General features: G+C 38.1%; 24 protein-coding genes, 3 tRNA genes and 2 pseudogenes. 13 read left to right on the top strand and 16 right to left on the bottom strand.

Annotated elements, in window-relative coordinates; genetic code table 11:
* The first annotated feature begins 10 nt into the window (after positions 1-10).
* The 3 genes from LZ575_RS03000 to LZ575_RS02990 are packed head-to-tail and all read left to right on the top strand — an operon-like array spanning position 11 to position 2,607.
* A complete protein-coding gene (locus LZ575_RS03000) occupies positions 11-1,051 on the top strand; it encodes a hypothetical protein (protein ID WP_235328302.1) in 1,041 nt (346 codons plus the stop codon).
* Positions 1,035-1,394 carry a hypothetical protein gene (locus LZ575_RS02995; RefSeq protein WP_235328300.1) on the top strand — a complete coding sequence of 120 codons (360 nt, stop codon included), beginning with the start codon at positions 1,035-1,037 and terminating at the stop codon, positions 1,392-1,394. The genes LZ575_RS03000 and LZ575_RS02995 overlap by 17 nt, the downstream gene beginning before the upstream one ends.
* Positions 1,387-2,607, top strand: coding sequence for a patatin-like phospholipase family protein (locus tag LZ575_RS02990; protein WP_235328298.1), 1,221 nt, complete (start codon positions 1,387-1,389; stop codon positions 2,605-2,607). Before LZ575_RS02995 ends, LZ575_RS02990 begins: the two co-directional genes overlap by 8 nt.
* Positions 2,608-2,781: 174 nt before the next feature.
* Here the strand turns inward: LZ575_RS02990 and LZ575_RS02985 are convergent, their stop codons facing one another.
* The 4 genes and pseudogenes from LZ575_RS02985 to deoC form a co-directional block, all read right to left on the bottom strand.
* The gene (locus LZ575_RS02985; protein ID WP_235328296.1) at positions 2,782-3,048 is read right to left on the bottom strand and encodes a hypothetical protein; all 267 of its coding nucleotides are present in this window, start codon (positions 3,046-3,048) and stop codon (positions 2,782-2,784) included.
* Between the two features lie 133 nt (positions 3,049-3,181).
* A tRNA-Arg gene (locus LZ575_RS02980) sits at positions 3,182-3,255 on the bottom strand.
* 175 nt (positions 3,256-3,430) lie between these two features.
* Positions 3,431-4,131: pseudogene (deoD, locus tag LZ575_RS02975) on the bottom strand (purine-nucleoside phosphorylase).
* Positions 4,131-4,784 (bottom strand): deoxyribose-phosphate aldolase, encoded by a 654-nt coding sequence (gene deoC / locus LZ575_RS02970; protein ID WP_235328294.1) that lies wholly within the window; start codon positions 4,782-4,784, stop codon positions 4,131-4,133. Before deoC ends, deoD begins: the two are co-directional and overlap by 1 nt.
* Positions 4,785-5,430: 646 nt before the next feature.
* Between deoC and glk the strand changes: the two genes are divergently transcribed.
* Positions 5,431-6,489: a glucokinase gene (gene glk, locus LZ575_RS02965; protein ID WP_235328292.1), complete on the top strand. Its 1,059-nt coding sequence runs from the start codon at positions 5,431-5,433 to the stop codon at positions 6,487-6,489.
* Positions 6,490-6,558: 69 nt separating this feature from the next.
* Here the strand turns inward: glk and LZ575_RS02960 are convergent, their stop codons facing one another.
* The 3 genes from LZ575_RS02960 to LZ575_RS02950 all read right to left on the bottom strand — a co-directional run bounded on the left by LZ575_RS02960 (position 6,559) and on the right by LZ575_RS02950 (position 8,712).
* Entirely contained in the window at positions 6,559-6,768 is a 210-nt protein-coding gene (locus LZ575_RS02960; protein ID WP_235328290.1) for a dodecin family protein, read from the bottom strand.
* Positions 6,769-6,977: 209 nt separating this feature from the next.
* The gene (locus tag LZ575_RS02955; protein ID WP_235328288.1) at positions 6,978-7,706 is read right to left on the bottom strand and encodes a LytTR family DNA-binding domain-containing protein; all 729 of its coding nucleotides are present in this window, start codon (positions 7,704-7,706) and stop codon (positions 6,978-6,980) included.
* Positions 7,675-8,712: a sensor histidine kinase gene (locus LZ575_RS02950; RefSeq protein ID WP_235328286.1), complete on the bottom strand. Its 1,038-nt coding sequence runs from the start codon at positions 8,710-8,712 to the stop codon at positions 7,675-7,677. The genes LZ575_RS02955 and LZ575_RS02950 overlap by 32 nt, the downstream gene beginning before the upstream one ends.
* 255 nt (positions 8,713-8,967) lie before the next feature.
* On the opposite strand from LZ575_RS02950, the gene LZ575_RS23165 reads away from it, so the two are divergent.
* The 7 genes from LZ575_RS23165 to LZ575_RS02920 all read left to right on the top strand — a co-directional run bounded on the left by LZ575_RS23165 (position 8,968) and on the right by LZ575_RS02920 (position 13,491).
* Entirely contained in the window at positions 8,968-9,519 is a 552-nt protein-coding gene (locus LZ575_RS23165; RefSeq protein WP_311195946.1) for an ATP-binding cassette domain-containing protein, read from the top strand.
* A complete protein-coding gene (locus LZ575_RS23160; protein ID WP_311195945.1) occupies positions 9,512-9,895 on the top strand; it encodes a hypothetical protein in 384 nt (127 codons plus the stop codon). Before LZ575_RS23165 ends, LZ575_RS23160 begins: the two co-directional genes overlap by 8 nt.
* 95 nt (positions 9,896-9,990) lie before the next feature.
* On the top strand, positions 9,991-10,194 hold the full coding sequence (locus LZ575_RS02940) for a hypothetical protein (RefSeq protein ID WP_235328284.1): 204 nt from the start codon (positions 9,991-9,993) through the stop codon (positions 10,192-10,194).
* A 222-nt stretch (positions 10,195-10,416) separates the two neighbouring features.
* Positions 10,417-11,163, top strand: coding sequence for a hypothetical protein (locus LZ575_RS02935; protein WP_235328282.1), 747 nt, complete (start codon positions 10,417-10,419; stop codon positions 11,161-11,163).
* Complete coding sequence (locus LZ575_RS02930) at positions 11,123-11,983, top strand: hypothetical protein (protein ID WP_235328280.1); 861 nt, start codon at positions 11,123-11,125, stop codon at positions 11,981-11,983. Before LZ575_RS02935 ends, LZ575_RS02930 begins: the two co-directional genes overlap by 41 nt.
* Positions 11,961-12,815 (top strand): hypothetical protein, encoded by an 855-nt coding sequence (locus tag LZ575_RS02925; protein ID WP_235328278.1) that lies wholly within the window; start codon positions 11,961-11,963, stop codon positions 12,813-12,815. The genes LZ575_RS02930 and LZ575_RS02925 overlap by 23 nt, the downstream gene beginning before the upstream one ends.
* Positions 12,787-13,491 (top strand): hypothetical protein, encoded by a 705-nt coding sequence (locus tag LZ575_RS02920; RefSeq protein WP_235328276.1) that lies wholly within the window; start codon positions 12,787-12,789, stop codon positions 13,489-13,491. The genes LZ575_RS02925 and LZ575_RS02920 overlap by 29 nt, the downstream gene beginning before the upstream one ends.
* Positions 13,492-13,910: 419 nt before the next feature.
* On the opposite strand, the gene LZ575_RS02915 is transcribed toward LZ575_RS02920, so the two are convergent.
* From LZ575_RS02915 to LZ575_RS02900, 4 genes are all read right to left on the bottom strand, one after another.
* Positions 13,911-15,974: a cellulase N-terminal Ig-like domain-containing protein gene (locus LZ575_RS02915; protein ID WP_235328275.1), complete on the bottom strand. Its 2,064-nt coding sequence runs from the start codon at positions 15,972-15,974 to the stop codon at positions 13,911-13,913.
* Positions 15,975-16,156: 182 nt separating this feature from the next.
* On the bottom strand, positions 16,157-16,456 hold the full coding sequence (locus tag LZ575_RS02910) for a hypothetical protein (protein ID WP_235328273.1): 300 nt from the start codon (positions 16,454-16,456) through the stop codon (positions 16,157-16,159).
* A gap of 330 nt (positions 16,457-16,786) precedes the next feature.
* Positions 16,787-17,503, bottom strand: a complete 717-nt coding sequence (locus LZ575_RS02905) for a hypothetical protein (protein WP_235328271.1) — start codon at positions 17,501-17,503, stop codon at positions 16,787-16,789.
* Positions 17,504-18,171: 668 nt separating this feature from the next.
* Entirely contained in the window at positions 18,172-19,476 is a 1,305-nt protein-coding gene (locus LZ575_RS02900; protein WP_235328269.1) for a DUF1593 domain-containing protein, read from the bottom strand.
* Positions 19,477-19,743: 267 nt separating this feature from the next.
* On the opposite strand from LZ575_RS02900, the gene LZ575_RS02895 reads away from it, so the two are divergent.
* Positions 19,744-20,499, top strand: coding sequence for a helix-turn-helix domain-containing protein (locus LZ575_RS02895; protein ID WP_235328267.1), 756 nt, complete (start codon positions 19,744-19,746; stop codon positions 20,497-20,499).
* Between the two features lie 824 nt (positions 20,500-21,323).
* Here LZ575_RS02895 and LZ575_RS23155 read toward each other — a convergent pair.
* The 5 genes from LZ575_RS23155 to LZ575_RS02875 all read right to left on the bottom strand — a co-directional run bounded on the left by LZ575_RS23155 (position 21,324) and on the right by LZ575_RS02875 (position 24,393).
* A complete protein-coding gene (locus LZ575_RS23155; protein WP_311195944.1) occupies positions 21,324-21,533 on the bottom strand; it encodes a tyrosine-type recombinase/integrase in 210 nt (69 codons plus the stop codon).
* A 28-nt stretch (positions 21,534-21,561) separates the two neighbouring features.
* Complete coding sequence (locus LZ575_RS02890; RefSeq protein ID WP_311195943.1) at positions 21,562-22,530, bottom strand: site-specific integrase; 969 nt, start codon at positions 22,528-22,530, stop codon at positions 21,562-21,564.
* A gap of 221 nt (positions 22,531-22,751) precedes the next feature.
* A tRNA-Pro gene (locus LZ575_RS02885) sits at positions 22,752-22,826 on the bottom strand.
* A gap of 86 nt (positions 22,827-22,912) precedes the next feature.
* A tRNA-Ser gene (locus LZ575_RS02880) sits at positions 22,913-22,997 on the bottom strand.
* Positions 22,998-23,145: 148 nt separating this feature from the next.
* Positions 23,146-24,393 (bottom strand): NAD(P)/FAD-dependent oxidoreductase, encoded by a 1,248-nt coding sequence (locus LZ575_RS02875; protein ID WP_235328265.1) that lies wholly within the window; start codon positions 24,391-24,393, stop codon positions 23,146-23,148.
* 96 nt (positions 24,394-24,489) lie between these two features.
* Between LZ575_RS02875 and hutH the strand changes: the two are divergent.
* A pseudogene (gene hutH / locus LZ575_RS02870) lies at positions 24,490-26,064 on the top strand (histidine ammonia-lyase).
* Positions 26,065-26,110: the final 46 nt, after the last annotated feature.

The following is a 26,110-nucleotide window of genomic DNA, read 5'->3' as shown; positions in this document are numbered from 1 at the left end:
ATTTCTTAATATGAATCGACAACAAAAGGAACTGTATTCGGATATTTTAGAGTCGCAACTAGTATTAGCTGGTAGTGTTCATCACCTTTTAAAAAAATACAAAGAAGATAATAAAGATTTGATAAGATTAAGTGGTAATAAACCGGAGCTTGTCGAAAACTTATTACACTGTGTTGAGGAAGGTGTTATAGACATTAAGGAAATCCAAGCTTTAATTAAAGATTCTGAAGAATTCGGAGATCAATATATTTATATCTATAAAACTTTAGATGGCGTTAATGATTCCGATTACCACGATGGCAAAATGATTGCAGATGCAATTCTTCCAAAAAATGAAAGGGAAAAATTTCCTAAAATAATGGATATGCCAACAAAAACCGAATGGGCAGATTTTCGTTCTCCTAATCGAGGCATAAACAATTCTTGGTTGGTAAAACTGTATGACAAGAAAGTCAGACGGGAGCGACAGAACGAATGGGTTGATGATTCTACAGGATTTTTCCACATAGTTTATAAAGAAAAACCTTCACGAGTAATTTTAATGGCCGAATGGGATGGTAAACAATTAGAAATTAAGATAGGAAGAACTACATCTGATTCCACAACCAGTGTTTTGGATACTCGTAGAAAGGTAGAACAACTAATTGCACCTGGAGTTTTTATTCAGAGAGATTTCACAAAAAAAGATCTCTCAGACACTATACATAATATCTTAATAAACTGGGATACTAACAAAAATATTTATAAATTGTTGAGTGTAAAATTGGTTGATTCTCATAGTGGTCAAGCCACTATTAGCACCAATGGGGAAGATGAATTGGATCTTCTTTCGGATAAATCGCGAAAGGAGGCTATTGAAGCTTATCTTAATTCTGAAGGAAGACCCAACAGCTTGGCGATTCAGCTTTTAGCTGAAGGTTCTGGGGATGTTTTATCCAGTGATGTGAATGTCGTTCTAGGGAAAAACGATATAAATGAAATTATAATTCCAGCAAACATAAGCCCGCAGGAGTATAAATATGTCAGAAAGAAAATTGCAGAATTTAGCTAAAGAATATCCTGAATATTCGAAAATTTTCAAAGCTATCTTTGATTGGTTTGTCCAACATCCAGATCAAAGGGCCATCACCATGGATCATTTTTATTCTGATAAATACCGTTTTTCATTTGAAGATATAAATACCTCTTTTATGATAATGGAAGAGTACGAAATACTTCGCACAATTTATAGGGTTCTAGACGAAGACGGATCTAAAATTGGTTCTGATTTTGACAGTGTATACGATATCCCAAATGAGGTGTCAACAGTTTGGGGTCAAAAAAAGGACAAAGGTGACGTCATAATTGTTCCTTTCTACCTGTTAGAAAGGAGATATTCCGAATCTATTGACTAGTCAGGACAGGATTAGAATTTTTGAACGATTAACAAAAGAATTTCATCAGGAACTAAAAGGTCAATGGCGCAATAGTAGTGACTATACAAATAAAGGCCATGAGTGGATCAAGAAAATTGAATCTGAGTATAATGATTCTATATTAGTTGCCAAATTGTACGATGTACTTCTAAGCGAAACAAAGCACTTTAATAACATTTCCGGGGAGAGGCTGCCTGAATCTTTAGAATATGAAGATTTTGTGCTCGTAATGAAGGGTGGAGGAATTAAAGGATTGGCTTATGTTGGAGCACTTGAAATATTAGAAAATCACTATGACTTTTCTTGGTATACGGGTACTTCAGCAGGCGGGATAACTGCTATTTTGCTTGGTTCAGGACATACAATTGATGAGCTGAAAGAAATTTTATCTAAGAAAAACTTTGCGGATTTTAAAGACGCTAATTGTTTTGTTGCGATTAAGAATCTTATAATTAAAGGTGGTCTATACGAGGCAAAATCCTTTACAAAATGGCTAGAGGAGTTGTTAGCGGTAAAATTAGAATCATCTACTGCGGTAAGGTTGCAAGACCTCCCGAAGAAGACTACTGTTTATGCAAGTAGAAGGGACAAGAAAGCGTTAATCTTTAGTTCTTTTGAGGATAATACCAAAGAAAAGAACGCAGCTTTTGCAGCACGCTGTAGTATGTCCATACCTTTAATTTTTACACCTCAATCCAGTGAAGGTATGCGGGTTTTCGACGGGGGAACTCAAAATAATTTTCCTGTTGAGATTTTGTTGGAAAATTACCCAAACGCAAACTTCCTTGGGCTCTACCTGGGGCCTGAAACTTATAAAAAAGAAGATGAAAGTTACCTAACGGAACTTTTAGCTATCTGGACGGAAGCCACAGATTTTGAAGTTTTAAAAAAATACAAGGATAACATTATTGTCATTGACCCTTACCCCATTCGCACAACACAATTCAAGCTCACGGATCAAGAAAAGAATTTTCTTTTAGAGAGTGGAAAATTAGCCGCACTAAATTTTCTTCATCGCATCGGGAGAATTGATAAATCTGAATATGAGTTCGCATCAAGAAAAAAAAGTTTGGAAGAAACAAGGGGAACCCTCGTTAGAAAACGGAAGAATAAGAAGAAATGGAGAAAACGGTTTTTAATAGGGCTATTTTTTCTTTTGTTGGCTTTAATATTCTTTTTAATAATTAATTAATTACCAAAACCATCATTATCCTTCAGCAAATGACGAAGGAAAAAACATAAACCCGTTAATAATTGATCTAGGAAAACTGATGATTGAATATCCGCAGTACGTTTATCGTACAAAATAAGGAACAAAAAGCAGAGAAAGAGGGATTCATTATTCCTACTAATCTTTTGAATTTAATTATTTTTGATCTTCCCCTGGAGGATAAATATGCAAGTGATTGTTGGTTATATTTATAGTGATGTTGGGCTTCTCCTCTTTTGTTGGTTCTGCTTTAAGTGGTTTTGATTCCCCTAAAATCTCAGGAAACTCACGCATGTAGTAAGCAGAATCTTTAGTAAAATCTATAGACTTCTCTTCCTTTTCTATCAGCTTCTCTTTCTTTTGCCTAAAGAACAACAGCCAAAGAATATAGGCTACAAGTATTATCCCAACAAACTCTATCATATTTATTAAATGTAGGTAAATTATCTGTTCTACACCTTAGATAATAATAACTTTTAAAGCTCCTTTTATGCAAATTGTATGCAAATAAAAAAGGCTCCAAACCTTTGACAGCTTGAAACCTTTAATATTAGCGTGATCGCGTCAGGATTCGAACCTGAGACCGCCTGCTTAGAAGGCAGGTGCTCTATCCAGCTGAGCTACGCGACCGATTTCGCGGTGCAAATATAAGTTTCTTTATATTTAAAACAAGCATTTTTTTAGCAATTATTCATACAAGTGCAGGATTTTTACGTAAATACTTTATTATCAGTAGTCCTGTTAGAATAAAAAATTTCAGTATGTCTGTTTGAAACCTATAGCTTGTACTTTCCTAATTTCAGAACTAAACAGCACCCAGAGCAATTTCTACCATAGTTCTGAAAGTTTGTTCCCGGTCATGTGCAGAGGTAACTTCTTTGGTAACCAGTGAATCAGAAATGGTGAGTATGGCAAGGGCATCTACCTTATACTTCGCGGCAATACTGTAAAGACTTAAGCAGTTTCCATTTCTACACACAACACTCCATAGTCTGCCCACTTTTTAAAACCTTCAGGATCTTCTTCATAAAAATCATCAGAGGACAATATATTACCTGCTTTTATCGGGATCTTATGTTCCTTTGCATATATGGCCGCTTTCATAAAAAGATCAAAACTGGCAGTAGGGGCAAAATCAGCTCCCATAAAGCGGGGTTTGTTCACTGCAGAATTAGTGGAAGCCGCCATTGCAATAACAATATCCCTCAATTTTACTTCCTTTTGAAAAGAACCTGCAGATCCAACCCTAATAAGATTTTTTGCTCCGTAATGATTGATGAGTTCGTGACAATAAATTAATGTTGATGGAATTCCCATTCCCGTTCCCTGTACAGACACTCTTTTTCCTTCGTAAAATCCTGTGTAGCCAAACATTCCCCGTACCTGGTTATAAAGGAAAGCATCTTCTAAAAAGGTTTCGGCAATCCATTTAGCTCTTAAAGGATCCCCGGGGAGGAGAACGGTCTCTGCTATTTCTCCTGTTTTTGCAGCAAGATGAATACTCATTAGTCCTGCTCGTTTGGGGTAATGAGAGCTATTCCTGCTGAAGTTCCAAGTCTGTTCGCACCTGCATCTATAAAGGCCTGTGCAGTTTCGGTATCTTTTATACCTCCCGAAGCTTTAACCTGTAGTTTTCCTCGAACAGCATTCTTCATCAATTTCACATCTTCTAAAGTTGCACCTCCTGCAGCAAATCCTGTTGAAGTCTTTACAAAATCCGCCTTCGCATTAAGTGCAGCGTGGCAGGCGGCGATTTTTTCCTCTTCGGTAAGATAACAGGTTTCAATGATAACCTTTAAAATACGATCACCTATTGCTTTCTTTATTTCTGCTATTTCATCTTCCACAGCCTTAAAATGTTCTGATTTCAGCCAGCCTATATTAATTACCATATCAATTTCATCGGCTCCGTTTTCTATACATTCCCGGGCTTCAAATACTTTTGTTTTGGTACTCATTGCTCCCAAAGGAAAACCTATAACGGCTGCAATTTGAACAGGAGAACCCTTCAACATAGATTTTGCAAGGACTACGTGGCTGCCATTTACACAAACTGCAAAGAATTTATGCTCTTTAGCCTCAACACATAGGTTCTTAATGTCTAAAGGGGTCGCCGTAGGCTTTAAAATTGTATGGTCAATATACTTGTTTAATTCCATGAGGGGAAAATTGGATGTGCGTTTTGAAGGGTTTAAACTACAAAAATATTGGTATTTATATGTCAGATTTATGATTTTGATCAGTAAAAAAGAAAGAGGCAATAATATGATTTTAGTGATAATTCCTGCTGATATTACGACAAAATTTTTTTTATCGCCTTAATTGGGATTTCATAATTTTGCTTAAATTGGTCTTATAATATCTTTAGTAAGATGTAAGGGATTAGAAAGTACTCGAGTAAGTTTTCTCCCTCATTCCGAAGAATGCATAATAGTAGGTTAGTTATCAGAAACTAAATAAAAATTTAAATATTACTAAGGTAAGTTGAACCTGATATTTACAGGTTAACCTTGTAGGATAGGGAGAGTGCTTAATAATTAGTTTTCACAAGAAGACTTTGGAAGAAGAGAATCCAGATCCTTTCCGGAAACAGGTAGGAAACCCCTACCTGTTTCTGCTTTTTTGATTTATCCCGAACCCTAAGGATTTCTTTATTTTATAATTTGGAGGAGCTTTTAAATCGGCAGAAAATGTATAATGATTATATTTTTGATCATTCTACTGTTATTAACGCAAATTCTGCTTTACTTTTGCTGCCAGTTTTTACAATCTGAAGTTTTTACTTACTTTTCGAAATAAAATTTTATGCAAGACATATCCTTGAAGATAGCAGCAGGATCAACTATAAAATTTCCTATTGACAACATTGATAAGGCAGAAGGGGTAGTGCTTGCCGGAGATGTGGGAGGTACCAAAACCAATATTGCTCTTTTTCGAGTTAGAAATGGTTTTCTTCAACCTCTATTGGAAAGAACTTACCAAACCAAGGCCTATTCCTCGTTTTTTCAGCTTTATGAAGATTTCCAAAAAGAAAACTGTCCTGCAATAGATAGTATTTGTCTTGGAGTTGCGGGCCCGGTGATAGAAGGCAAAGTTTCAGGAACAAATTTTTCCTGGGAAGTAGATGAAAACGAGATAAAACAAAGATTAGGAATACGAAAAGTAGCAGTGATCAATGACCTTGAAGCTAATGCTTATGGTCTTGCATTACTGGATCTAAAAGATTTAAAAGAAATTAAAGGTGGAAAAATCCTTCCCGGAAATGCAGCCATTATTTCCCCCGGAACAGGCCTGGGAGAAGCGGGATTGTATTGGGATGGCAAATTTTTTCATCCATTCCCGGCGGAAGGCGGACATTGTGATTTCAGCCCACGGAATGAGCTCGACGTATTATTTTGGAGATTCCTTCATGAAGAATTTGGAAGGGTAAGTTGGGAACGGATCATTTCGGGAAGAGGGCTTCAGAATATTTACCGATTCCTCTTAGCTCATCATGGCACACAGGAGCCGGAATGGTTTAAAGAGCGGATCTTAAATGAAGATCCAGCAGCGGTTATAAGTGAAAGTGCCAGGGATGGTAATTATGATTTGGCCAAAGAAAGCATCAATTTATTTGTAAGATATCTTGCTACAGAGACTGCTCAACTGGCTCTTAAGCTTAAGGCAACGGGAGGGATCTATATTGGAGGTGGTATAATGCCAAAAATTCTTCCTATGGTAGATGTGGAGCTTTTCCAGTCTACCTTTATGCAAATAGGAAAAATGCACCCTTTAATGGAAAAAATTGTCGTTAACATTGTTTTAAATGCACATACAGCCAAACATGGGACTGCTTTGTACGCTACAATGAAATTGAGAGAATAGGACCAGGAAGAATAAATAAAAAATGCCGGAGCTTTAAAACCCCGGCATTTTATTTTAGTATTTATTCGGTTAATCAAGTTTATCTACTGTAAAAGAAATTTTCGCATTGACTCCATACGACACTATATTGTTATCTGTGACGTTGGCTGTCATTTCTTTTATGTAAACCGATTTAATATTTTTCACACTTTTAGAAGCTTCCTTTACGGCATTTCGTGCTGCATCATCAAAACTTTGTTCAGATGAGGCGATCACTTCAATAACTTTTACAATACTCATAATTTTATTTTTAAGTTATACATTCATTTACATTAGATAAAATAGGAATATTTATAAGCCTAATCAAATGATTAACAAAAGATTAAACTGAAGGGGAGGAGATGGGGCTCTAAAAATGAATAGGAATATAATTCAGCAGTAAAAGAACTGGCTTCTTAACGGAAGATACCTCTTATAATTTGACCATAGAGGTTTTGACCAAACGTTCATTATTGTAGACCTTTCAGCTTCTTGTAAAAACCATCTGAGTATGTATCGCTTATGGGTATAATTCGGTCTGATATCTTTATCCGTTTTTTTTCGATATGGTCTATCTTATCAATGGAAACCATAAAAGAACGATGCACTCTTACAAATTTAGCAGATGGCAGCAGTTCTTCCAGCTTACCAAAACTCAGCAGGGTCATTATCTTTTCTATGGCAGTATGAATGCGCAAATAATCCTTCATACCTTCTATATAGATAATTTCCTGTATAGGCAGCTTCTGAATACGATGCCCCACCTTCAGAAAAATAAAGTCGGACTCTTGGGGAACATCAATTTTTGTTTCTTTTATTTCCGGCTTTTGCTGAGAAACTGATTCCTGGTAAAGGCGTAATACTCCTTTATAAAACCGTTCAAACGAAATCGGCTTTAAAAGGTAATCTTTCACTTCCAGGTCATAAGCCTTCAGAGCATATTGGTCATAGGCTGTCGTGAGTATGATCATCGGTTTTGGATTCAGCATTGGGATAAAACTGAGTCCGTCCAGATCCGGCATATTAATATCCAGAAACAGCAGGTCCGGTTTATCCTGCTCCATTTGTGCAGCCGCTTCAAGCGGAGAATAAAATATTCCTTTCAGCTCGAGAAAAGGAACTTTAGCCACATATTCTTCCAGGATTTCCTGAGCCAGATGCTCATCATCAATTATATAGCAGGTGAGCTTTTCTCTCATGAACTTGCGTATGAAGATTAGTAATATTCATTTCCACCGTAAATACATCTTCTGTCTTTTTAATGTCGAGACGATGCTGATCAGGATAAAGTAATTGCAGCCGTTTCTGAACGTTTGGCAAACCAATTCCACCCGGTTCTTCCAGTCCATTTGCAATCTTCTTTTCCCTTGGGTTTTCCACCTTAAAAGTGAGGGTATTCTCTTTTACTGAAATTGTTAGGTTTATAGCACCAGATTCCAAACGTGCCGGACTATGTTTATACGCATTTTCCAAAAGATGGATAAATAAAAGCGGTGCAATATGGCAGTTTTCTATATCTCCTTCTACTTCAAAATTGACAATGGGAGAGTTTTTATAACGAAGCTGCTGCAAGGCCATATAGTCACTTAAGTACTTCATTTCTGTAGAAAGGGGTACAGTGGTAGAGTTCGATTCATAGATCATATAACGCATTAATGAGGACAGCCGCATAACAGCTTCCGGTGCTGCCGGAGCCTGTTTATATACTAATGTATGAATATTATTAAGGGTGTTGAACAGAAAATGCGGGTTGATCTGGGATTTTAAATAATAAAGCTCAGCTTCCACCGCCTGTTTTTCCAGCTGCTCTTTCTTAAAGGTATTTAAGACGAGGTTCTCAGTAATTCTCGCCAGCCATCCAAGAAAGATAAAGGGAAGAATAATTGAAATGAGGGACACCATGTAATATTCAAAAAAAAGATCAGGAGTATTCAGCTTTTTGTAATGCAATAAAATATACATCAAAGGCCCGCTCAATATAATCCAGGCCAGCGCAAGAAAATAAGCACCTTTCTTTTTTTTACCTGAATAATGGGTAAGAAGAAAGAAGTGGCTGTAGAAAACATAGAGGCTCGTCAGCAGTATTGCCACGGTTAACTTAAACCAGTAGACAGTTTCCTGGGTGGTTTGCAAGGCTATTAAAAGGCTAAACAGGATCCAGAGAATAACGTGTACCCTTAAGAATATCTTTTTAATTCGCTCCATAGAACAAAGATATTATTTCCAGCTGTTCTATTATTACCTAATCTACCGGGGGCTATTTTCAATCTGCCAAATAGGAAATTGATCATGTAATTGCTTTGACCGAAGCAAAGGTGGCACTCGTCGAATAAATACCCGGAGCGGTATATCACTTTTTTTAATTGAGACTATTAGTACTTCATTTGGTCTGAATATAAGCGATAAAAGATCAAGCCTCGCTTTCAGCAATCAAGAAGTAAAAGAAGTAAATCAGAAACAATGGAAAATCATCAAATTCACCTGTCCATTAAAAATGTCTCTAAAACCTACGCCAACGGGGTGCAGGCATTAAATAATATTTCACTGAATATTCCTGCTGGAATGTACGGACTGCTTGGTCCTAACGGAGCAAGTAAATCTACACTTATGCGCACCCTTGCGACATTGCAGGAGCCGGATGAAGGACAAATATTTTTAGGGAATTTAGATGTACTGAAGCAAAAGGACGAGGTGCGGCAAACATTGGGATACCTGCCGCAGGAGTTCGGACTATACCCAAAAGCCAAAGCGGAGGATCTCCTTGATTACTTTGCTGTCCTCAAAGGAATTACCAACCGGGCTTCGAGAAAGGAAGTAGTGGAAGGCTTACTGAAACAAACAAATCTTTGGGAAAAGCGCAGACAGAAGTTAGGTGGATTTTCAGGCGGAATGAAACAACGGTTCGGGGTGGCAGTTGCACTTTTAGGAAATCCGAAGCTAATGATCGTAGATGAACCTACGACTAAGCCTGGATCCTGCGGAAAGGGTTCGTTTTCTCAACCTTTTGAGTGAGTTAGGAGAGAACGCTGTAGTAATTTTATCCACTCACATTGTAGAAGATGTAAGCGAGCTTTGCACCCGGATGGCCATTATTGCCAATGGGCAAATATTACAGGAATCGGAACCTTTACAAGCAGTAGAAAACCTTCAGGGAAAGATCTGGCGCCGCATTGTTGAAAAAAGTCAGGTAGCTCACCTGGAGCAGGAGCATAAGGTAATTTCGACTAAACTTTTAAGCGGAAGAACAGTAGTGCATATCTATAGCGAGGAAAATCCCGGCAACAGCTTCGAAGCCGTAGCTCCCGATCTGGAAGATGTTTACTTCACCACTATGGCAGGGCATTATCAAAAGCAGGTGCTGCAAAAGGAAGGAGAGGTGCAGTCATGATTTTCCTAAAGATCTTTACCTCTGAGTTCGCCTATCTGAGAAGCCGAATCTCCACCTGGCTTTATTTTGCAGTCCTCCTGACTCTTACAATTGGTATGAAGCTGCTCGTGGCGACCGGAGATGGTGTATTCCCAAATAATACAGCTCATATGACAGGTTTGACGGTAATTGGCGGATTAATCTGGCTTATTATTGGTGCCTCTGTGGCCGGAGAAGCAGCAGCACGTGACGTTCAAATGCGCATACATCCTCTTATATATACCTCTCCGGTTAAAAAACTCAACTACCTGGGAGGCTAGGTTTTTGCAGCCTTTGCAGTAAATGCGCTGGTAACACTTACTCTTCCTTTAGGTATCATGCTTTCCTTCTATTTGCCGGAGTTTATTCCGGGCATGGAACAGGAGGAATTATTAGCTTTTAGACCGGAAGCCTACCTGAATATCTATTTTCTGATTGCTTTACTTAAGTGGTTTTTGTGGCAACAGCTTTACAATTCACATTTGCAGCACTAAGCTTAGCAGGTGATGACAGCTTATATTGCCAGTTTGTTATTGGCTATTTTTCCTCAACTCGTGGCCGCCTCACTCACGAACATTTTTGGAAACTGGGACTTTAATCGCGTTCTGGACCCGGTGGGGATATTGGGAATCGTGGGCGCCGAAATGGCGACCTGGTCTGTTCCCGAAAAAAATTACCGACTAGTTCAACCGGAAGGTATGTTTCTTCTGAACAAAATCCTTTGGTTTTTCGTCGCAGTGGGATTATTAATTTTTACCTACTTCCGCTTCAGTTTTGCTCATCCGGTAACAAAAAGCTGGTTTGGCAGATTTAAAAGGAAGTCAAAAGCTTCGTCTGAAATTTCTGCTGACACCGGAATTATAAGAGCAGCTGCTATTTCGGTTCCGAAGGTACAACAAAACTTCGGCTTTGGAACCTATATCAGTCAGACACTCACTATAGCCTGGGCATCATTTAAGAAAATAGCCACACATCCACTGGGACTTACCCTCGTTGGTGCTATTGCTATTATTTCCGCAGCATTTGGCGACCTTATCATAAATGAGCAGGGAATTCAGTTGCTTCCAACAACCCAGCAGGTGATTTCTTATTTTACAGCTCCTGTTAGTAATATTGGTTCCCCCTGGGTTATTATCCCGCTTCTCATTATGTTCTTCACCGGAGAGCTTATATGGCTTGAGCGGGATAAAGGGATAAATGATATTGCTGATGCAGCACTTAGCACCCGATTGGGTACTTCTTACCGGTAAGTTTCTTGGTTTAAGTCTCGTTATTGTTACCTGGATAGTCATACTTATGGGTGGAGGTATTCTGATGCAATTAATCCTGGGTGCAGATAATCTGGAAATAAGCCTTTATCTAAAAACTCTTTTTGGACTCCAACTTATAGACTACCTGCTCTTTACCGCAATTGCTTTTGTGGTACATATTGTAGTAAACCAAAAATATATTGGGTTCATGGTGGTACTTTTAGTTTTCAACTTTATGGCTTTTCCAACAAAATTTGGCATTGAACACAGTATGCTTGTTTATGGTGACGGGCCGGGATGGTGGTATACAGATATGCGTGGTTTTGGAGCTTCGCTGGGTCCCTGGCTGTGGTTCAAGGCTTATTGGATAGCATGGGCTATACTGTTGGCAGTAGCAGCAAAATTGCTGTGGGTACGGGGAAAGGATCGAAGTTTAAAATCTCGCTTTCAGATTGCTCAGCAGCGATTTACAGGCTCAATTATTTGGATAAGCATCTTAGGTGCGGGGCTTTTATTCACCCTTGGAAGTTTCATTTTCTATAACACGAATATGCTCAACGATTACCAAACTGAGTCTGAACTCACTGAGAGGCAAGCCGAATACGAGCGGCGTTATGGCAGGTACAGAAATACCCCGAAACCACAGGTAACAGCTACAAAATTGCAAGTGGAACTTTATCCGGAAAGGCAGCAAGCCGAAATCCACGGAACTTATACTCTTGTAAATAAGGATTCAGTAGCTATAGACTCTATACATATTGGAAGTGCTTCGGGCAGTGAATTTACTGAAGTGAAATTTGATCGGTCACTTACCGCTTAGCGTGGTCATAGACAAAGATCTCAGTCACCACGTCTATGTATTGGAGCAGCCATTAAGACCGGGAGATTCCTTAGAATTAAATTTCCTGGTTCAATATAATCCGCAGGGGTTTAAACAGAAAGGTATAAAACCATTGGTGGTGGAAGGTGGCACCAATTTTACGAATTTCGACCTGCTTCCCACGATTGGTTACTTCAGCGACAGGGAATTAGATGATGCAGTTATAAGGAAAAAGTACTTACTTACTGCGCGTCCTGAAATGCCTTCCCTTTATGATCCTGAGGCTCGTAAAAAACCTATGAACAAAAATCAAACAACATTTGAAGCTATAATAGGTACAGCCATGAATGAAGTAGCCGTTGCGCCCGGGGCTTTACAACGAACCTGGACAGAAAATGACCGACGCTACTTCCATTACAAAACCGATAGTCAAATAGGAGGGGAGTATTCTGTATTATCAGCAGATTATGCGGTAATAGAAAGCAAATGGAAGGATGTGGCAATTAAAATCTACTATCATCCCGGTCACAATCAAAATATTGATAAGATGATGAATAGCATACAGGCTTCGCTGGAATATTATACAGAGCAGTTTGGAGCTTACCCTTACAAAAATTTTACAGCAATAGAGAGAGCAGGTCCGGGAAGTGGTGCAAGTGCAGATGCAGGAATTATCTATTATGGAGAACAGTATGGCCTAATGAACCCCGATGACAGCCCTACCTGCTTTGACCTTCAATATTACATAATGGCTCACGAATTAGCGCACCAGTGGTGGGGATTAGCAAGATTAAATCCTGCTTATGTTGAAGGAGCTAGGTGTTTTGATTGAAGGCCTTGCCGTTTATTCCGGTTTGCAGGTTCTTGAAAAGACTTATGGGGGTGGCCATTTGCAGAAATACATAGAATTTTTGCATTCTTCTTATGCAATGCCCCGCTCCCTTGCATCAGCTTCTTTACTTCAGGCAGATGAACAGTTTTTATACTATAAAAAAGGAGGACTGGCAATGTATGCTTTGAGTAAATATGTTGGTAAGCAAAAAGTGAATGCTGCGCTACGTAATGTTCTGCAGGATCACGAGACAGGAAAGCTTCCCCTGCCTACAAGCCTTGACCTTTATAATGAACTACAACAGGCAACGCCGGACTCCCTGAATTATCTTCTGAAGGATCTCTTTGAAGAAAACACCTACTGGCGACTCAAAACCAAACAATTTGCAGCAGAAGAAAATCAGCAGGGAACCTGGGATGTTACTTTTAAAGTAGATGCCGAAAAGTTTGTAGTTGATTCAGCCGGAACTGAAAAAGAGGTGCCGATGAATGATTGGCTGGAAATCGGAATTTATGAAGGAGGGCAGCCACTTTATCTGAAGATGCACCGAATAAAATCAGGAGAGCAGACAATAAAAATATCTGTACCACGAAAACCATCCAGCGGCGGAATTGATCCAAACTACCTTCTGATCGATGTGAGACTGGATGATAATATAAAGAAGCTGGCAGGATGACAATTCTGCTTCGAGTCAATTGAAAACGCTTAATATTAAGCTTTATGTTGCACCAAAAAATTTTAATCTGAAGTTTAGAGAGATGAATAATCGGCAATTCTGTTTATGGTATCAAAATCTTCGTCACCTAAACGATTGCTTAGATCGATGGATAGGGTAGGGATTAAAAAAAGATATATAAAACCAAAAATCGAATACTCCATACTCGTTCAGATTTTGAAAGAAATGAAATATCCTGTGTATTTAAAGTTATTTCCGGCAATTCGGGAAATCAAATTGGTAAAATACCGGGATGTCGTTTCTCCTTCAGAAATTCATTTACAGCAAAAAAGCGCAAGTACTAAACCTTAAAAGATGGATAGTACGTGCGCTAAATTGAAGTAATAAAATCTATTACCGATTTTTCAACTTACTGGCATTTATTCCGAGTCTATAATAAGATTTTTAAAAGCTGATCCAAATATAAGATAACTGGTATTTCCTCCAATGGTACCTTCATTTTGTCCCCATAAAAATGGCCAGTCGTCGTAATTTTCAAAGTGATCTGGTTTCCTGAATAAGATACCGGGGGCAACATTGCCGGGAATAAAAGAAAAATCTGCCCTGTTATTTCCATAAAATACTTCCTTCGGACGTGCCGCACCCACTGTGGCTACCAAAGAATAATTGTGGTAAGGATGGTTTCCAAATAGCCAGTCGGTAGTTTTAAATGCGTGGCTGGCATCAATAATATCCGGGAAATGTTGATTGGCAAAGCTAATGGTGGTACCAAAGTTTACAATAAATCCACTTCCCGCCCAGTTCCCAAGGCCGATTGGTACCCCATAAGGATTGTCTTTTTCAAGTTCTTCAATATAATCTTTATACTTTACAACATAAGGGCGCAGCTTCTCCTTATAAGAAGCATCCATGTGTGGAATGGCGTGCAATGCAGTTGAAATTACAAAACTGACATTACGATCAAGAGCAGGCCATAAAAGTTCCAGAAATTTTTCTGAAAACTGTTTCTCTTCTGTAGAGATGTAAAGTTGAAGATTAGTAGAAATATCTGCTACTGAAGCCCATTCTCTGTCGGTACTATCCTGCGGCTGTGTTGCCAGTAATTCTGTGGATTCTTTTAGAAGCCTTTTTGACTGATATAAAGCTCTTTCAGAAAGATCTTCATTATATCCTTTTAATGCACGGCTGGCTGCGGCAAACATTGTTGCAGCCCTAAGATCAAGAGCAGGATTACGGCTTGTAAATGCCCACATGTCATCTTTAACTCCGCTGGACTCGCCATCAGCGGCAACCTCATAAGGACCCAGTTCCGGATTATAAGGAAGTCCATCAGTTAACGAGGCCGCGTCACCAAGATGATGGTAATTATAAAGAACCGAATTAGAAAGTGTTTGTGCCATATGTCCAATAATTTCAGCCTGAGCTACGAGGTTCAAAGTACCATGTTCAATAAACTGCAGGATATCGGGAGTACCATCTGGCCTGTGTAGAACAACATGTCGTGCTTTTTGATCAACAAAGGTCTGATCTCGTAAAGGTTTAAAAGATTCCCAGGTTTGCACAAAATTCTGTACTACACTAATATTCGACCCCGTCTCAATGTCAAAATCTCCGGCGTCAAAAAAACCACCAACATTTAATCCGGGGATCAATTCCAGTGCTTTGTATTTGGTATCTGTTGTTGGTCCCTGATCGTGAAGATCAAAATGATCGGTATTTGGCGGAGCCTGAAGGTAACCATCCTTAAACGGCTCACCGTGCCACACTCTGTATCCTTCCTTAACGAACATATGATTCATATGGATAGGAATCCAAATATCGCTGGTGGCGTCGGTGATCTTATCATAAACGCTGTTGTTTATTATGAAATTATTGGTTTTCTTATCACCATATTTTATATAGTAAATACCCGGGGTATCCACTGAAGAAAAATCAAATTTCACATAATGATATTTATAATAATCCCCCCAGGGAACAATAGTTCCACTAAAAACCTCAGTAGCTTTCCCGTCTTCGCCAATTTTGTTAATTGATGCGTTTTCAAGTGGTTTATCTTTCTTGTCCAGTTCAATGACAGAAACTTTTTCCTGAGATGGAAGGTAACCTACCTGTGAGAAGCCAATATTAGGTTCTCTTATCCAGCCTTCAATAGCATTAGGCTCAATTGTCCAGGTCAAAACTTTTCCTGTTTTACCTGCCGGAAGTAAGCTGCGCACTACATACCACCCATTTTGTGCCAAAACCCGCCCGTCAAAAAGCATTAGATCGGCTGCCTGAGAAGTAATTTTTACCATCCGGGAAGGTTCATCGGGTGCAATAAGAAGAGTGCGTCCTGTTTCAAGTGGAAGTGGTTCTATAAATTCCCCGGTACCCCTGTCATCATAGGTTTCATAGCCTTTGAATTGCTTTAATTTTTCACTGATAGGCCGGGTAGTGGTATTACCTACTACATAGCGCGGGAATCGATTTATGCGCCCGTCCATTATATAGGTTTTAGCCCAATATTGTGAGGGTAGAAATTCAAGATTAAATCCTGCACTTCCTTCTAACTTCTTAGGAACCTACTTTATCAAGATAAACAGCTATTTCCACACCTTTACCCTTAGCAGTAACAACAACTCTGGATTCAAAATCAAAATCTTCATATCTTAAGATCGTTTCAATACTATTTGATCCACGATTTACCTTTCGGCTTGGTATGGCGGGAACGAGATCCCACTTGCTCCGGAGTGCTGGACAGTCTTACCGCCCCACCCTGGGCAGTCCTTACTCCATGGTGAATCAATTCTATTCCCGCAGTCTTTTCATCGTTAAACCCACTTGAGAAAAGGTTGTTGTAGACGAGAACATTAAGGCCTTGTTTTTCAAAATATTCAAGATCATTAAGTTTCAACTCCTGACACCATGCAGTACCCGATGAAGCAAATAGCAGCATTACAACTGATAAAATTGTAAATCTTTTCATATTATCAAAATTTGGTTTCCCTAGAAAATTTTATTTTTCTTACTGCCTAAAAAATTTAGCAGCAGATTTTAAAAAATTGGACTAACTAATGTTCAGCAAAATTTTAACCTCAATATACATTTTTAAACGTCCTGATTTATACTGTGCTTTAAATTAATCTTTTAGAAATCTCAGTATCCAAAAAATAAAAGTTTCTATTGGATAAGAATTAATCGTTCTCAAGTAATTCCTGAATAATATGAAAAAAGGGTTTGACTTAAATAGTCAAACCCTATTAGTTATGAATAGTAAGTATAAAGGATTTGGCCCTCTCAACCTTCTTCTGCCATATTATTTCGAATTTATGGGTTCGAATTCTATGGCTATTTTGTTGTAGTAGATAGTAGTTGTTGCTTCAAAACCCGAATCAGTGCCCACAATAGCCCATACCTCTCCATTTTCATCAGTTGTAACAGTAAAACTGGATTCGTTCGTAAGAGTTTTTAATTTATAAATATTTTCTTCCAGACCATTGGAAAAATCTCCGATTACGAGCATATCATCACCCGAACTAACCTGACTTCCTATATCAATATTCATGCGGTAATGATCTAAATCGTCTACTTCCTTTTTCGGTTCTATAGTGGTAGCCCCGGCTTTTATAACTACTGAACTGGCCGGAGATCCCCCTGCTCCAAATGAATTACTAGCTGCATTGGTAGCAACTTCTACGGTAAAAGTAACATCGTACACCTGATTTGCTCTTAAACCCGATATTTTCTTTTTTATATACATAAAAAGATCATCGCTATGGTTATTTCCGGATTGTTTGAGAGACTTTTGATTTTGATCGAGGGGTTCCGGCAGGGGACTGTGATTGAATTGTAATTCATAGAAATCTTCTTCTCCAACCGGGTAATCTGCGAAGTGGCCTTCCCATCCTTCTGCATTAGTACTGAAATCGTAGTTTACTACATGAGAATCAATTTTTTTTACAGTATCGTCATCATTTGAACAACTGCTAATCATTACCGCAAGGCCTACTAACAAGTGAATTTTACTTTTCATTGAATATTAAATTATGTTTTAGTTACTATTCAATGACAGTAGAAGTTGAAAAGGTTGCGTTGAAATTTTTCTTTTAACCCGATGAAAAACGTATTCTCCCCCAATTTGAACTTTTTAAATTAATCTTTTGTCCAGTGAATTAGCATAGAACCGGGTACTGAAGAGTTTAATGTAACTCTATGATTCAGGCAGTTTCATAATAACCCTTTAAAAGAATGAATTATTTGGGTAAAGAAAAGGATGGAGAAGGAAGTAGGTTCAGGTATGTAAGTTCTTAAATTAAAATTGAGCTTTCTGAAGACAAATGTCAAATTAATCGAAAGGTTCTTCTAAGATAGTGATTTAGGAGAAGTATTGTATTTACTGGGTCATTCACTGAAAAAGCTGTTATTAAACCATATTATCTAAAATGATTAAAAACAAAAAACACTGAAAATCAATAGATTAACAGTGTTTTATATCCACTTATTAGGTGGTTCGTCGGGGTGGCAGGGTTAATTTGCCTCTCCCGTAATACCAGTAAAATCAATACTTTTAATTATTTTCTTTCCTCCAGGTAACCGAATAGGTAACTTGTTGAATGATATAATCGACAGGTTTAAATATAAAAATTAAAATGAAACATTCAAGACTAAAAAATTATGATTTTTAAGATAAAATCATAAAAATTAATGATTTATTGACTGTACGTCTATAATCGCGCGGCGATACGCGTACAAATTAGGAGTGCCATCGTCACGTACTTCTAATATTATATGAATGGTCTTTCCACCTGCATCCTCAGGAATTTGCAATTTTGCTCTGGCAGAGGAATTGTTTTGAATCTCAACGGCACCGTCATATGAGCTGGGTTCATCGTAGAAAGACCAAGAGAACATTAAATTATTACCATCCGGGTCTGCAGAACCCACTGCGTTAAGTTCGACATTTGAACCGGGATAGGCTTTTAACTTTAATACCTGCCTGGAATTATCTCCGTTTAATATAGCTACAGGATGATGATTTGCTTTTGAATATTCATCTATAATACTCCAATCCATTCGAGCTGCAAAATCATTGTTATAGGCTTCGCTCCACCGCTTTATAGCTTCGGAACCCTCTGATGTATTACCATACATGTAATATGGATCATATTTTGTTTCGTTCTCCTCTTCCACACAGGACATGCTTCGAATAGCTGCTTTCTTGGTAAAGCCAAAGCGCCCTCCCCAGCCACCCTGGTCAATTAGGTCCGGGTCATTAAGACCTGTAGGATATACGTGCATAAATGCGGGTGTATCACCTTCGGTAGCATATTTCCGATCTGGATAAGCCTCTCCCAAAGGGCCATGGCTTTGAATATGTTTGTCTATATATTCGTCAGAGGGTGCCCAATCATAGACCTCCGTGGCCCGGATGTACAAAACTTCCGGAAAGTTCCTGGCAATCCACGCGCCCGAATCTCCCTGTCCCAGTATATCGAACAGGCGTAATTTACTCAGGAATTTTTCTAACTCAGCCGGAGAACGGGTTTCCCGCACTTTCCAAATAGCCTGAGCTACAGTGTTCATGCCTCCCCATCCCATCACCCAAACAGGGCGTGGATCATCCTTATCTACTGCTTTTATAATTAGTTCAGAACCAGGGCTATCTTTTCCAGTTCCAACATCGCCCATTCCATATTCATCCTGACCCAAGACAGATATAGAACGCAAATATGCAGGAGTGGGATAACCATCAGCATGTATTTTTAGATTAGGATAAGCTTTAGCATAAGCATCAACAAGTCTGTCCAGCATATCAGTATTGTCCTGAGATTTTTTCCAACATCCTGTAGCGACAATTAGACCTTCTATATCAAATTCGTTAGCGCTAACCAACTGGCGAACCATGGATTGTTCATCATCTGGATCGGCACCAAGATCTGTAGTGTTTATTATTCTAGGTTTAATATAACCTACCTCTGATTTCGATTTTTGAAATCTTTCTCCCAAAAAGGATTTACAAGAAACTGTTATAAAAAAGACAAACAAGTGAATCAGGAAAATTCTAAATTTTATTCTTAGCATAGCTTTTAAAAACTTTTGGCCTAATGGCTATAGATTTTTCAATAAGAGGTAAATTTAACATCGATATATTTACAATACTAATCTGATATTCATACATACATGCCGAATCCCGATAAATTATATACATTTAACGAAACACGAAAAGAGTTCCACCCATACGGTTTAACATGTGAACTATGGAAGCCCCATTTGATGAAAAAACCAGACAGACATAATGAAATTGAAATAAACTACTTCACAAGTGGAAGCATAACTTATCTTTTTCAAGGCTCTAAAATAACCATTCCTGAAAACAGCTTGTCCTTGTTCTGGGGTTTGGTTCCACATCAAATTATAGACTATACAGGCTCTGCCCCCTATTATGTATGTACCATTCCGCTAACTCAATTTTTAGAATGGAAACTACCTTCTTTTTTTACTGACAGAATCCTTAGAGGTGAAGTTATCATAGAAGATTCAGGAGAGCATTCGACGTTTGATAGATTCCTTTTTAAAAATTGGGAAAAAGATCTCGCTGAAGACCACGACATTAATGCAACTTTATATGAAATGCGTGCGAGGTTATTAAGATTGACCTCTAGGTTTTCCTCATTAAAAAAGGATGAACGTTTACAAATTGATACGGATGAAATAAGCAAGGTTGAACAAATAGCTTTGTTTATTGCTCAAAATTTCATGAATCCTATTAAAGTTAGTGATATTGGAAGAAAAATTGAATTACACCCTGATTATGCCAACTTGATATTTAAAAAAGCTTTTGAAACAACAATAAATAATTTTATAATTCAGGAAAGGATAATGCATGCTCAACGAAAATTAATTACCTCAGATAAAAAAATTGCAGATATTGCTTTTGATTGTGGATTTAATTCAATAAATCGTTTTAATGCAGCTTTTCGGAAATTGAATAACTGCACTCCCAGAGAGTATAGAAAAAAGTACCTTTAAAAAAATAGACCATTACAGTTACTTCTATTAATTCTCATTTTCAGCATCTATAGAAAACTATAGAAAGGAAATATTATACTTAAATATTGAGAAAAATTTGACAAAAAATAGGTTAGGGTATTTCCTTCCTCTTAACGAGGAGGGGAATAGCAAGAGGGTAACGGGCAGAGCCCCGTTACTTTTTTTATATTCCCCTCATTTTCAGATATTTAAATGTGACTGAAAAATAAAAAATTAGTAAATTTGCGTCAAATGCCTTCGGAAGCCGCATTAGCAGGTAAAAATTTGCGTCAATTCTACTCTCTATTTACAATTTTACTACTTCAAGCTTCAACAGGAAGAGAAACAAAAATTTAAATTAGAAGCTCTTTTTCTTGAGTCCATCAGATTGTCTTCACCGATTTTTTTTATGCTCTATGTAGAAAGAAATGAAGGTAATTTTTGCTTTAGAAAACTTGCCTCGCAAAATAGTATTAGTTCTGGTAGATTTGGGGCTTGCAGCACTTCGCTACGCTTCGTTCGCGTCCTTTTTCTTTTCATCAGCAAAAATTCCAAAAACAGAAAAATTATCTACCCAATTACCCAGGACACATATTTGGGGAGATTAAGAATAAAAACTCTACTTTTTAGATTTACCCAATTACCACAAACAGGAGTAGATGGGTAAATTAATAATTTTCTCTTTACCCCATTTCTAAACCTTATGAATAAAGGGACCAGAAGCTGTTGGGGTAGATGGGTAATTAATTTTCATAAAAAAATATATCATAGGATCTGAAAAAGAAAGTTTTGCCGTTTTTCTTTTTTTTGTCCGTTTACTTCTATTACAATTTTGATTGTAGTAAATCCATATCATCTCCAATTTTTTGGTCAACAACCCTTGCATAAATTTGCGTTGTAGATAATTTAGTGTGCCCCAGGAGCTTGGAAACTGTTTCTATAGGCACTCCATTAGAAAGCGTTATAGTGGTCGCAAAAGTATGCCTGGCCACGTGAAAACTCAGCCTTTTAGAGATCTTACATTGTTTAGCCATTTCTTTAAGATAATTATTCGTTTTTTGATTACTGTATATACGGTAGTAGAATTTCAGTAATAGGGCTCTTATACTTTTCCAGAATGAGCTGAGCTTTCTCCAGTAAAGGTATTTTCATAGGTGTTTGACTCTTTTCCCTTCTGCAGTATATCCAGTCTTTGCCGTTTATCCCTTTTATTATGTTGTCGGTATTTAGATTTTTTACATCTATGTAAGATAGACCTGTATAGCAGGCAAAAAGAAAAATATCCTTTGTGGTTTCTAAAGTAATACGTGTAAATCGGGTATTCTCAATAAAATGTAACTCCCTTTGATTTAAATATGCACGGTCAAATTTTTCAAATTTCATTTTGTAATCCCGAAAAGGATCTTTATCCATCCAACCGAGTTTGATAGCTAAATTGGTGAGTTTCTTGAATCGCTCCATGTGCTTCATGATCCCGTTATTGCTTAACTGCTTCTTTTTGTTTTTATCCTTTTGCCTTCGCAGAAACTTATCAAACCCCGTTATGAATTGGTAATTTATATTCTTAAGGTAAATATTAGGTGTGCTATGGTCTTTCTCCATATAATCTATTAAATACTTTTCTGTAGCTGCATAATTCTTAAGGGTACCCCACTTAAGAATGTCGCCCATAGTAGTATTATGGTGATCCAGAACATCCTTTAAAGTTTTGAAGGTGGAATCAGATCCCAGGAATCTAGCTTTAACAGCTCTAGCAGTAATAATTATGTCTTCTTTAAGTAAATCTTCATAGCACTGGAGCAATTTAGCATACTTAGCATCCAGATAATTATTTAAAATTGTGGCCTCAGGACTTCTTCCTTTCATCCGGTGCGCACGATTGTCCCAGGCTTCTGGATAACAGTACCGGGACAAACTTATTTCAGCTCTTTGGCCATTGACGGTTACCCGGGCGTAAATAGGTAACCGAATATCTTTACTCTTTGATTTATTAAGCCAAAGGAGAATTCGGAAAGTGTTTTTAGCGTTCATAGTCGTTGTTTTAGGTAACTCGAAAAAATTTTCTACGAAAGTCAAATCACCCTAAAGCCCTATAACTACTGAAAAGATAAGAAAAATAAGTAAGCTGGACAGGTAACCGAATAGGTCACTTTTTATTTGATTTTAAACAAAAAAAAATGATCTCCAGTTTTATTAAAGTACTGAAAATCATTTATTTAGGTATTATTTGATGCCATTTAATATGGCAAAAGTCGGGGTGGCAGGATTCGAACCTGCGGCCTCCTGCTCCCAAAGCAGGCGCGATAACCGGGCTACGCTACACCCCGAGGACAGCTTGCGCTGTAAAATTTCAAAAAGTCAAATTCCAAATTCCAACTTTAAACCTGAAACTTTGAACCTTGAACCTTTTCAGCGGAGAGTATGAGATTCGAACTCATGCGACAATTGCTCGTCGACAGTTTAGCAAACTGCTCCATTAACCACTCTGGCAACTCTCCTTTATAAGAACTTCACAAATAATTTTGCGGTTGCAAATGTAACTTTTACCTGTTTACAATGCAAACCTTTTAGAACTTTTTTACTTCAAAAGTAGGCGGCAAAAAAGTAAAAGCTTTGCCATCAGAAATTTATCCTTCAAAATATTTTTTAAACAGGAGAATGATCTTCCTCCATTTCTATAAGTTTTGCAAAATTGTGAAGAATGCGGTCATGTTTTTTTACAAAGGGATTTGTCTCATCCCAAACATATCCTGCCAGTACTGCACAAATTTGGGCTTTGATAATTGGTCTTGGATTGGGATGGAAAATGATCTTTTGTAAATTACCGGAATACCACTCTCTCACATAGGAAGAGAAAACGTCTACACCTCTTTTTACATATTCAATATATTCTTTTTCCCAATTTACGTCCTCACCCTTAAATTCTCTTAAAATAAGCTTTGCGGCTAAAAGACCTGATGCCGTTGCAAAAGAAACCCCGGAGGAGAATACAGGATCAAGAAATTCTGCACTGTTTCCTGTAAGCACAAATCCTTTTCCGTAAAGTCTTGTCACGTTTTTTGAAATGTTCTCTACTCTCTTCGGTGTAAAAAGAAATTTATAATTGTCAAATCTTCCGCCGTAATACTGCAACTGCTGCATCATTTCCCGCATTGCTGCGGAATTATCTTCAGAAAATTGCTCAAACCACTCGTTAGGTGCTACAAAGCCAAGACTTGAATTTCCGTTAGAAAAAGGAAAATACCAAAACCACACCTTTTGCTCCATAACTTCGAAAGTAATTACTTCACCTTCTTTACCCTCTGGTCGATCGGTTTCAGTAATATGAGTAAAAATAGAGGAGTGTGCAGCAATTTGCGGTTCAGCTTCAAGATCTAACTGGCTGGCAAGAACTCTTCCGTAGCCACTCGCATCAATAATATGTTTTGCTGAAATTTCTATTAATTCACCTTCTCTTGTCTGGATTGTTGAGACAGAAGAACCGTCTTCATCAAAATGGACCTCAAGGAATTCTGCTCCAAATTGGATGTCAATTCCCTTTCTTAGAGCTTCTTCAGCAAGGACCATATCAAAATCGGCTCTGGGCAATTGCCAGGTCCAGTCCCATCCTTCACCGTATTTCTTACTGAAGTCAAATTCTCCAATTTCATTATCTCTTATAAAACGGGCACCAAACTTTTTCTGGAAACCTGCTTTCTTTACCGCCTCCAGTAATCCGGCTTCCTCAAGATTATCCATACACTGGGGGATAAGACTTTCACCTATATTAAACCGGGGAAAAATAGCTTTTTCAACAACCCTAATAGATACTCCATATTTATGTAAGTAAGAAGCTGCCACTATTCCGGAAGGACCTGCTCCAATAATAAGAATATCTGTAATTTCCTTTTTCATGCCGTTTCATTTGCGATGTAAATATAGTACATTTGTTAAATATTTAACAAGCTGCTGCAGCAACCCTAACCCCAAATCATCAAGAGAAAAAAGTCTATGCTCAAGATTAATGATGCCCTCCAATTTGAAGATTTTTTTGAGGTACTTTTTAGGAATAGTGAAATAGAAATGAGTTCTGAAATCCTGGAACGGGTTTCTTCCAGTTTTGAATTTCTAAAGATCTTTGCAAAGGATAAGATCATCTACGGGGTTAATACTAGGTTTGGTCCTATGGCCCAGTACAGGATCAAAGACAAAGACAGAACGAGCTTACAGTATAACCTCATACGAAGCCATGCAGCTGGAATGGGAAAAATAATGGAGCCTATATATGTGAAGTCTCTTATGTTGGCGCGCCTGAATACTTTATCTCTTGGAAAATCCGGTATTCATCCTTCAGCTATTCACACGATGCAGGAGTTGATCAATAAAAACATAACCCCGGTCATATACGATCACGGCGGGGTAGGAGCGTCGGGAGATTTAATTCAGCTTGCCCATTTGGCTCTGGTGTTGATTGGAGAAGGAGAGGTGCTCTATAATGGGAAAAGACGAAAAACTTCAGAAGTCTTTGCTGAAGAAAATATTGAGCCAATAAAAATTGAAATGCGGGAAGGGCTGGCATTGATCAATGGCACTTCAGCTATGACCGGGTATAGGGATTGTAAATGTGATATACGCTCAGCGGCTGCTGGATTGGGCAATTTTTTGTTCTTCAGCTATCAATGAAATTGTAGAAGCTTACGACGATCATTTGTCGGAAGAATTGAATAATTCCAAACGTCATCTCGGTCAACAGAAAGTAGCTGCAAAAATGAGGCAGCATCTTAAAGACAGTAAACTTACCCGCGACAGGAATGAACATTTATACAGCGGAAAAAATCCTGACAGCTACTATTTTAAGGAAAAGGTGCAGGAGTATTATAGCCTTAGATGCGTACCACAAATTCTGGGGCAGGTATGGGATACTATTGAGTATACCCGGAATATTCTTATTGAGGAAGTGAATTCTGCAAACGATAATCCTATTATTGATGTAGAGCGTCAACATGTTTATCACGGCGGAAATTTCCACGGTGATTATATTGCGCTGGAGATGGACAAACTAAAACTCGTAGTGACAAAACTGAGTATGCTGGCTGAAAGGCAGCTGAATTATTTACTAAATAACCTAAGCTGAACAATATTTTACCACCCTTTGTAAACCTGGGAAAACTGGGGCTGAACTTTGGAATGCAGGGTGCGCAGTTCAGCGCCGTCTCCACAACAGCTGAGAATCAAATGCTGTCTAATCCAATGTACATCCATAGTATTCCTAATAATAATGACAATCAGGATATTGTGAGTATGGGCACAAATGCCGCTACAGTTACAAAGACTGTTATTGAAAATGCTTTTGAGGTACTGACAGTAGAAGTCATAACTATAGTACAAGCTTTGCGTTACCTGAATTTCAATGGGAAGCTTTCTTCTGCAACCAGGGAAAAGATGGAAGTCCTTCGCGAACTGGTGCCTGAGATAAAAGAAGACGTACAATTTTCTCCAATTCTGGAAAAGGTAAAAATTTTTATTAAGGAGAATGATGCTTATGAAAATGAATCAAGAGACAAGAACCAAGAGACAGGAAAATAGAGTAGAGAGAAGAGATTCAAGAATCAAGAGACAAGAACCAAGAGAC

Origin of the sequence: Antarcticibacterium sp. 1MA-6-2, assembly GCF_021535135.1 — a bacterium.
GTDB lineage: Bacteria > Bacteroidota > Bacteroidia > Flavobacteriales > Flavobacteriaceae > Gillisia.
This window is presented reverse-complemented; position numbering and strand designations above follow the sequence as displayed.

Excerpts from the sequence above, each read along its gene's own strand:
- LZ575_RS03000 (WP_235328302.1), top strand. The coding sequence starts at position 11 with ATGAATCGACAACAAAAGGAACTGTATTCGGATATTTTAGAGTCGCAA.
- LZ575_RS02985 (WP_235328296.1), bottom strand. The coding sequence starts at position 3,048 with ATGATAGAGTTTGTTGGGATAATACTTGTAGCCTATATTCTTTGGCTG.
- deoC (WP_235328294.1), bottom strand. The coding sequence starts at position 4,784 with ATGGAATTAAACAAGTATATTGACCATACAATTTTAAAGCCTACGGCG.
- glk (WP_235328292.1), top strand. The coding sequence starts at position 5,431 with ATGCAAGACATATCCTTGAAGATAGCAGCAGGATCAACTATAAAATTT.
- LZ575_RS02960 (WP_235328290.1), bottom strand. The coding sequence starts at position 6,768 with ATGAGTATTGTAAAAGTTATTGAAGTGATCGCCTCATCTGAACAAAGT.
- LZ575_RS02955 (WP_235328288.1), bottom strand. The coding sequence starts at position 7,706 with ATGAGAGAAAAGCTCACCTGCTATATAATTGATGATGAGCATCTGGCT.
- LZ575_RS02950 (WP_235328286.1), bottom strand. The coding sequence starts at position 8,712 with ATGGAGCGAATTAAAAAGATATTCTTAAGGGTACACGTTATTCTCTGG.
- LZ575_RS23165 (WP_311195946.1), top strand. The coding sequence starts at position 8,968 with ATGGAAAATCATCAAATTCACCTGTCCATTAAAAATGTCTCTAAAACC.
- LZ575_RS02940 (WP_235328284.1), top strand. The coding sequence starts at position 9,991 with ATGAAGCTGCTCGTGGCGACCGGAGATGGTGTATTCCCAAATAATACA.
- LZ575_RS02930 (WP_235328280.1), top strand. The coding sequence starts at position 11,123 with ATGCAGCACTTAGCACCCGATTGGGTACTTCTTACCGGTAAGTTTCTT.
- LZ575_RS02920 (WP_235328276.1), top strand. The coding sequence starts at position 12,787 with ATGTTGAAGGAGCTAGGTGTTTTGATTGAAGGCCTTGCCGTTTATTCC.
- LZ575_RS02915 (WP_235328275.1), bottom strand. The coding sequence starts at position 15,974 with ATGGACGGGCGCATAAATCGATTCCCGCGCTATGTAGTAGGTAATACC.
- LZ575_RS02910 (WP_235328273.1), bottom strand. The coding sequence starts at position 16,456 with ATGAAAAGATTTACAATTTTATCAGTTGTAATGCTGCTATTTGCTTCA.
- LZ575_RS02905 (WP_235328271.1), bottom strand. The coding sequence starts at position 17,503 with ATGAAAAGTAAAATTCACTTGTTAGTAGGCCTTGCGGTAATGATTAGC.
- LZ575_RS02895 (WP_235328267.1), top strand. The coding sequence starts at position 19,744 with ATGAAAAAACCAGACAGACATAATGAAATTGAAATAAACTACTTCACA.
- LZ575_RS23155 (WP_311195944.1), bottom strand. The coding sequence starts at position 21,533 with ATGGCTAAACAATGTAAGATCTCTAAAAGGCTGAGTTTTCACGTGGCC.
- LZ575_RS02890 (WP_311195943.1), bottom strand. The coding sequence starts at position 22,530 with ATGAACGCTAAAAACACTTTCCGAATTCTCCTTTGGCTTAATAAATCA.
- LZ575_RS02875 (WP_235328265.1), bottom strand. The coding sequence starts at position 24,393 with ATGAAAAAGGAAATTACAGATATTCTTATTATTGGAGCAGGTCCTTCC.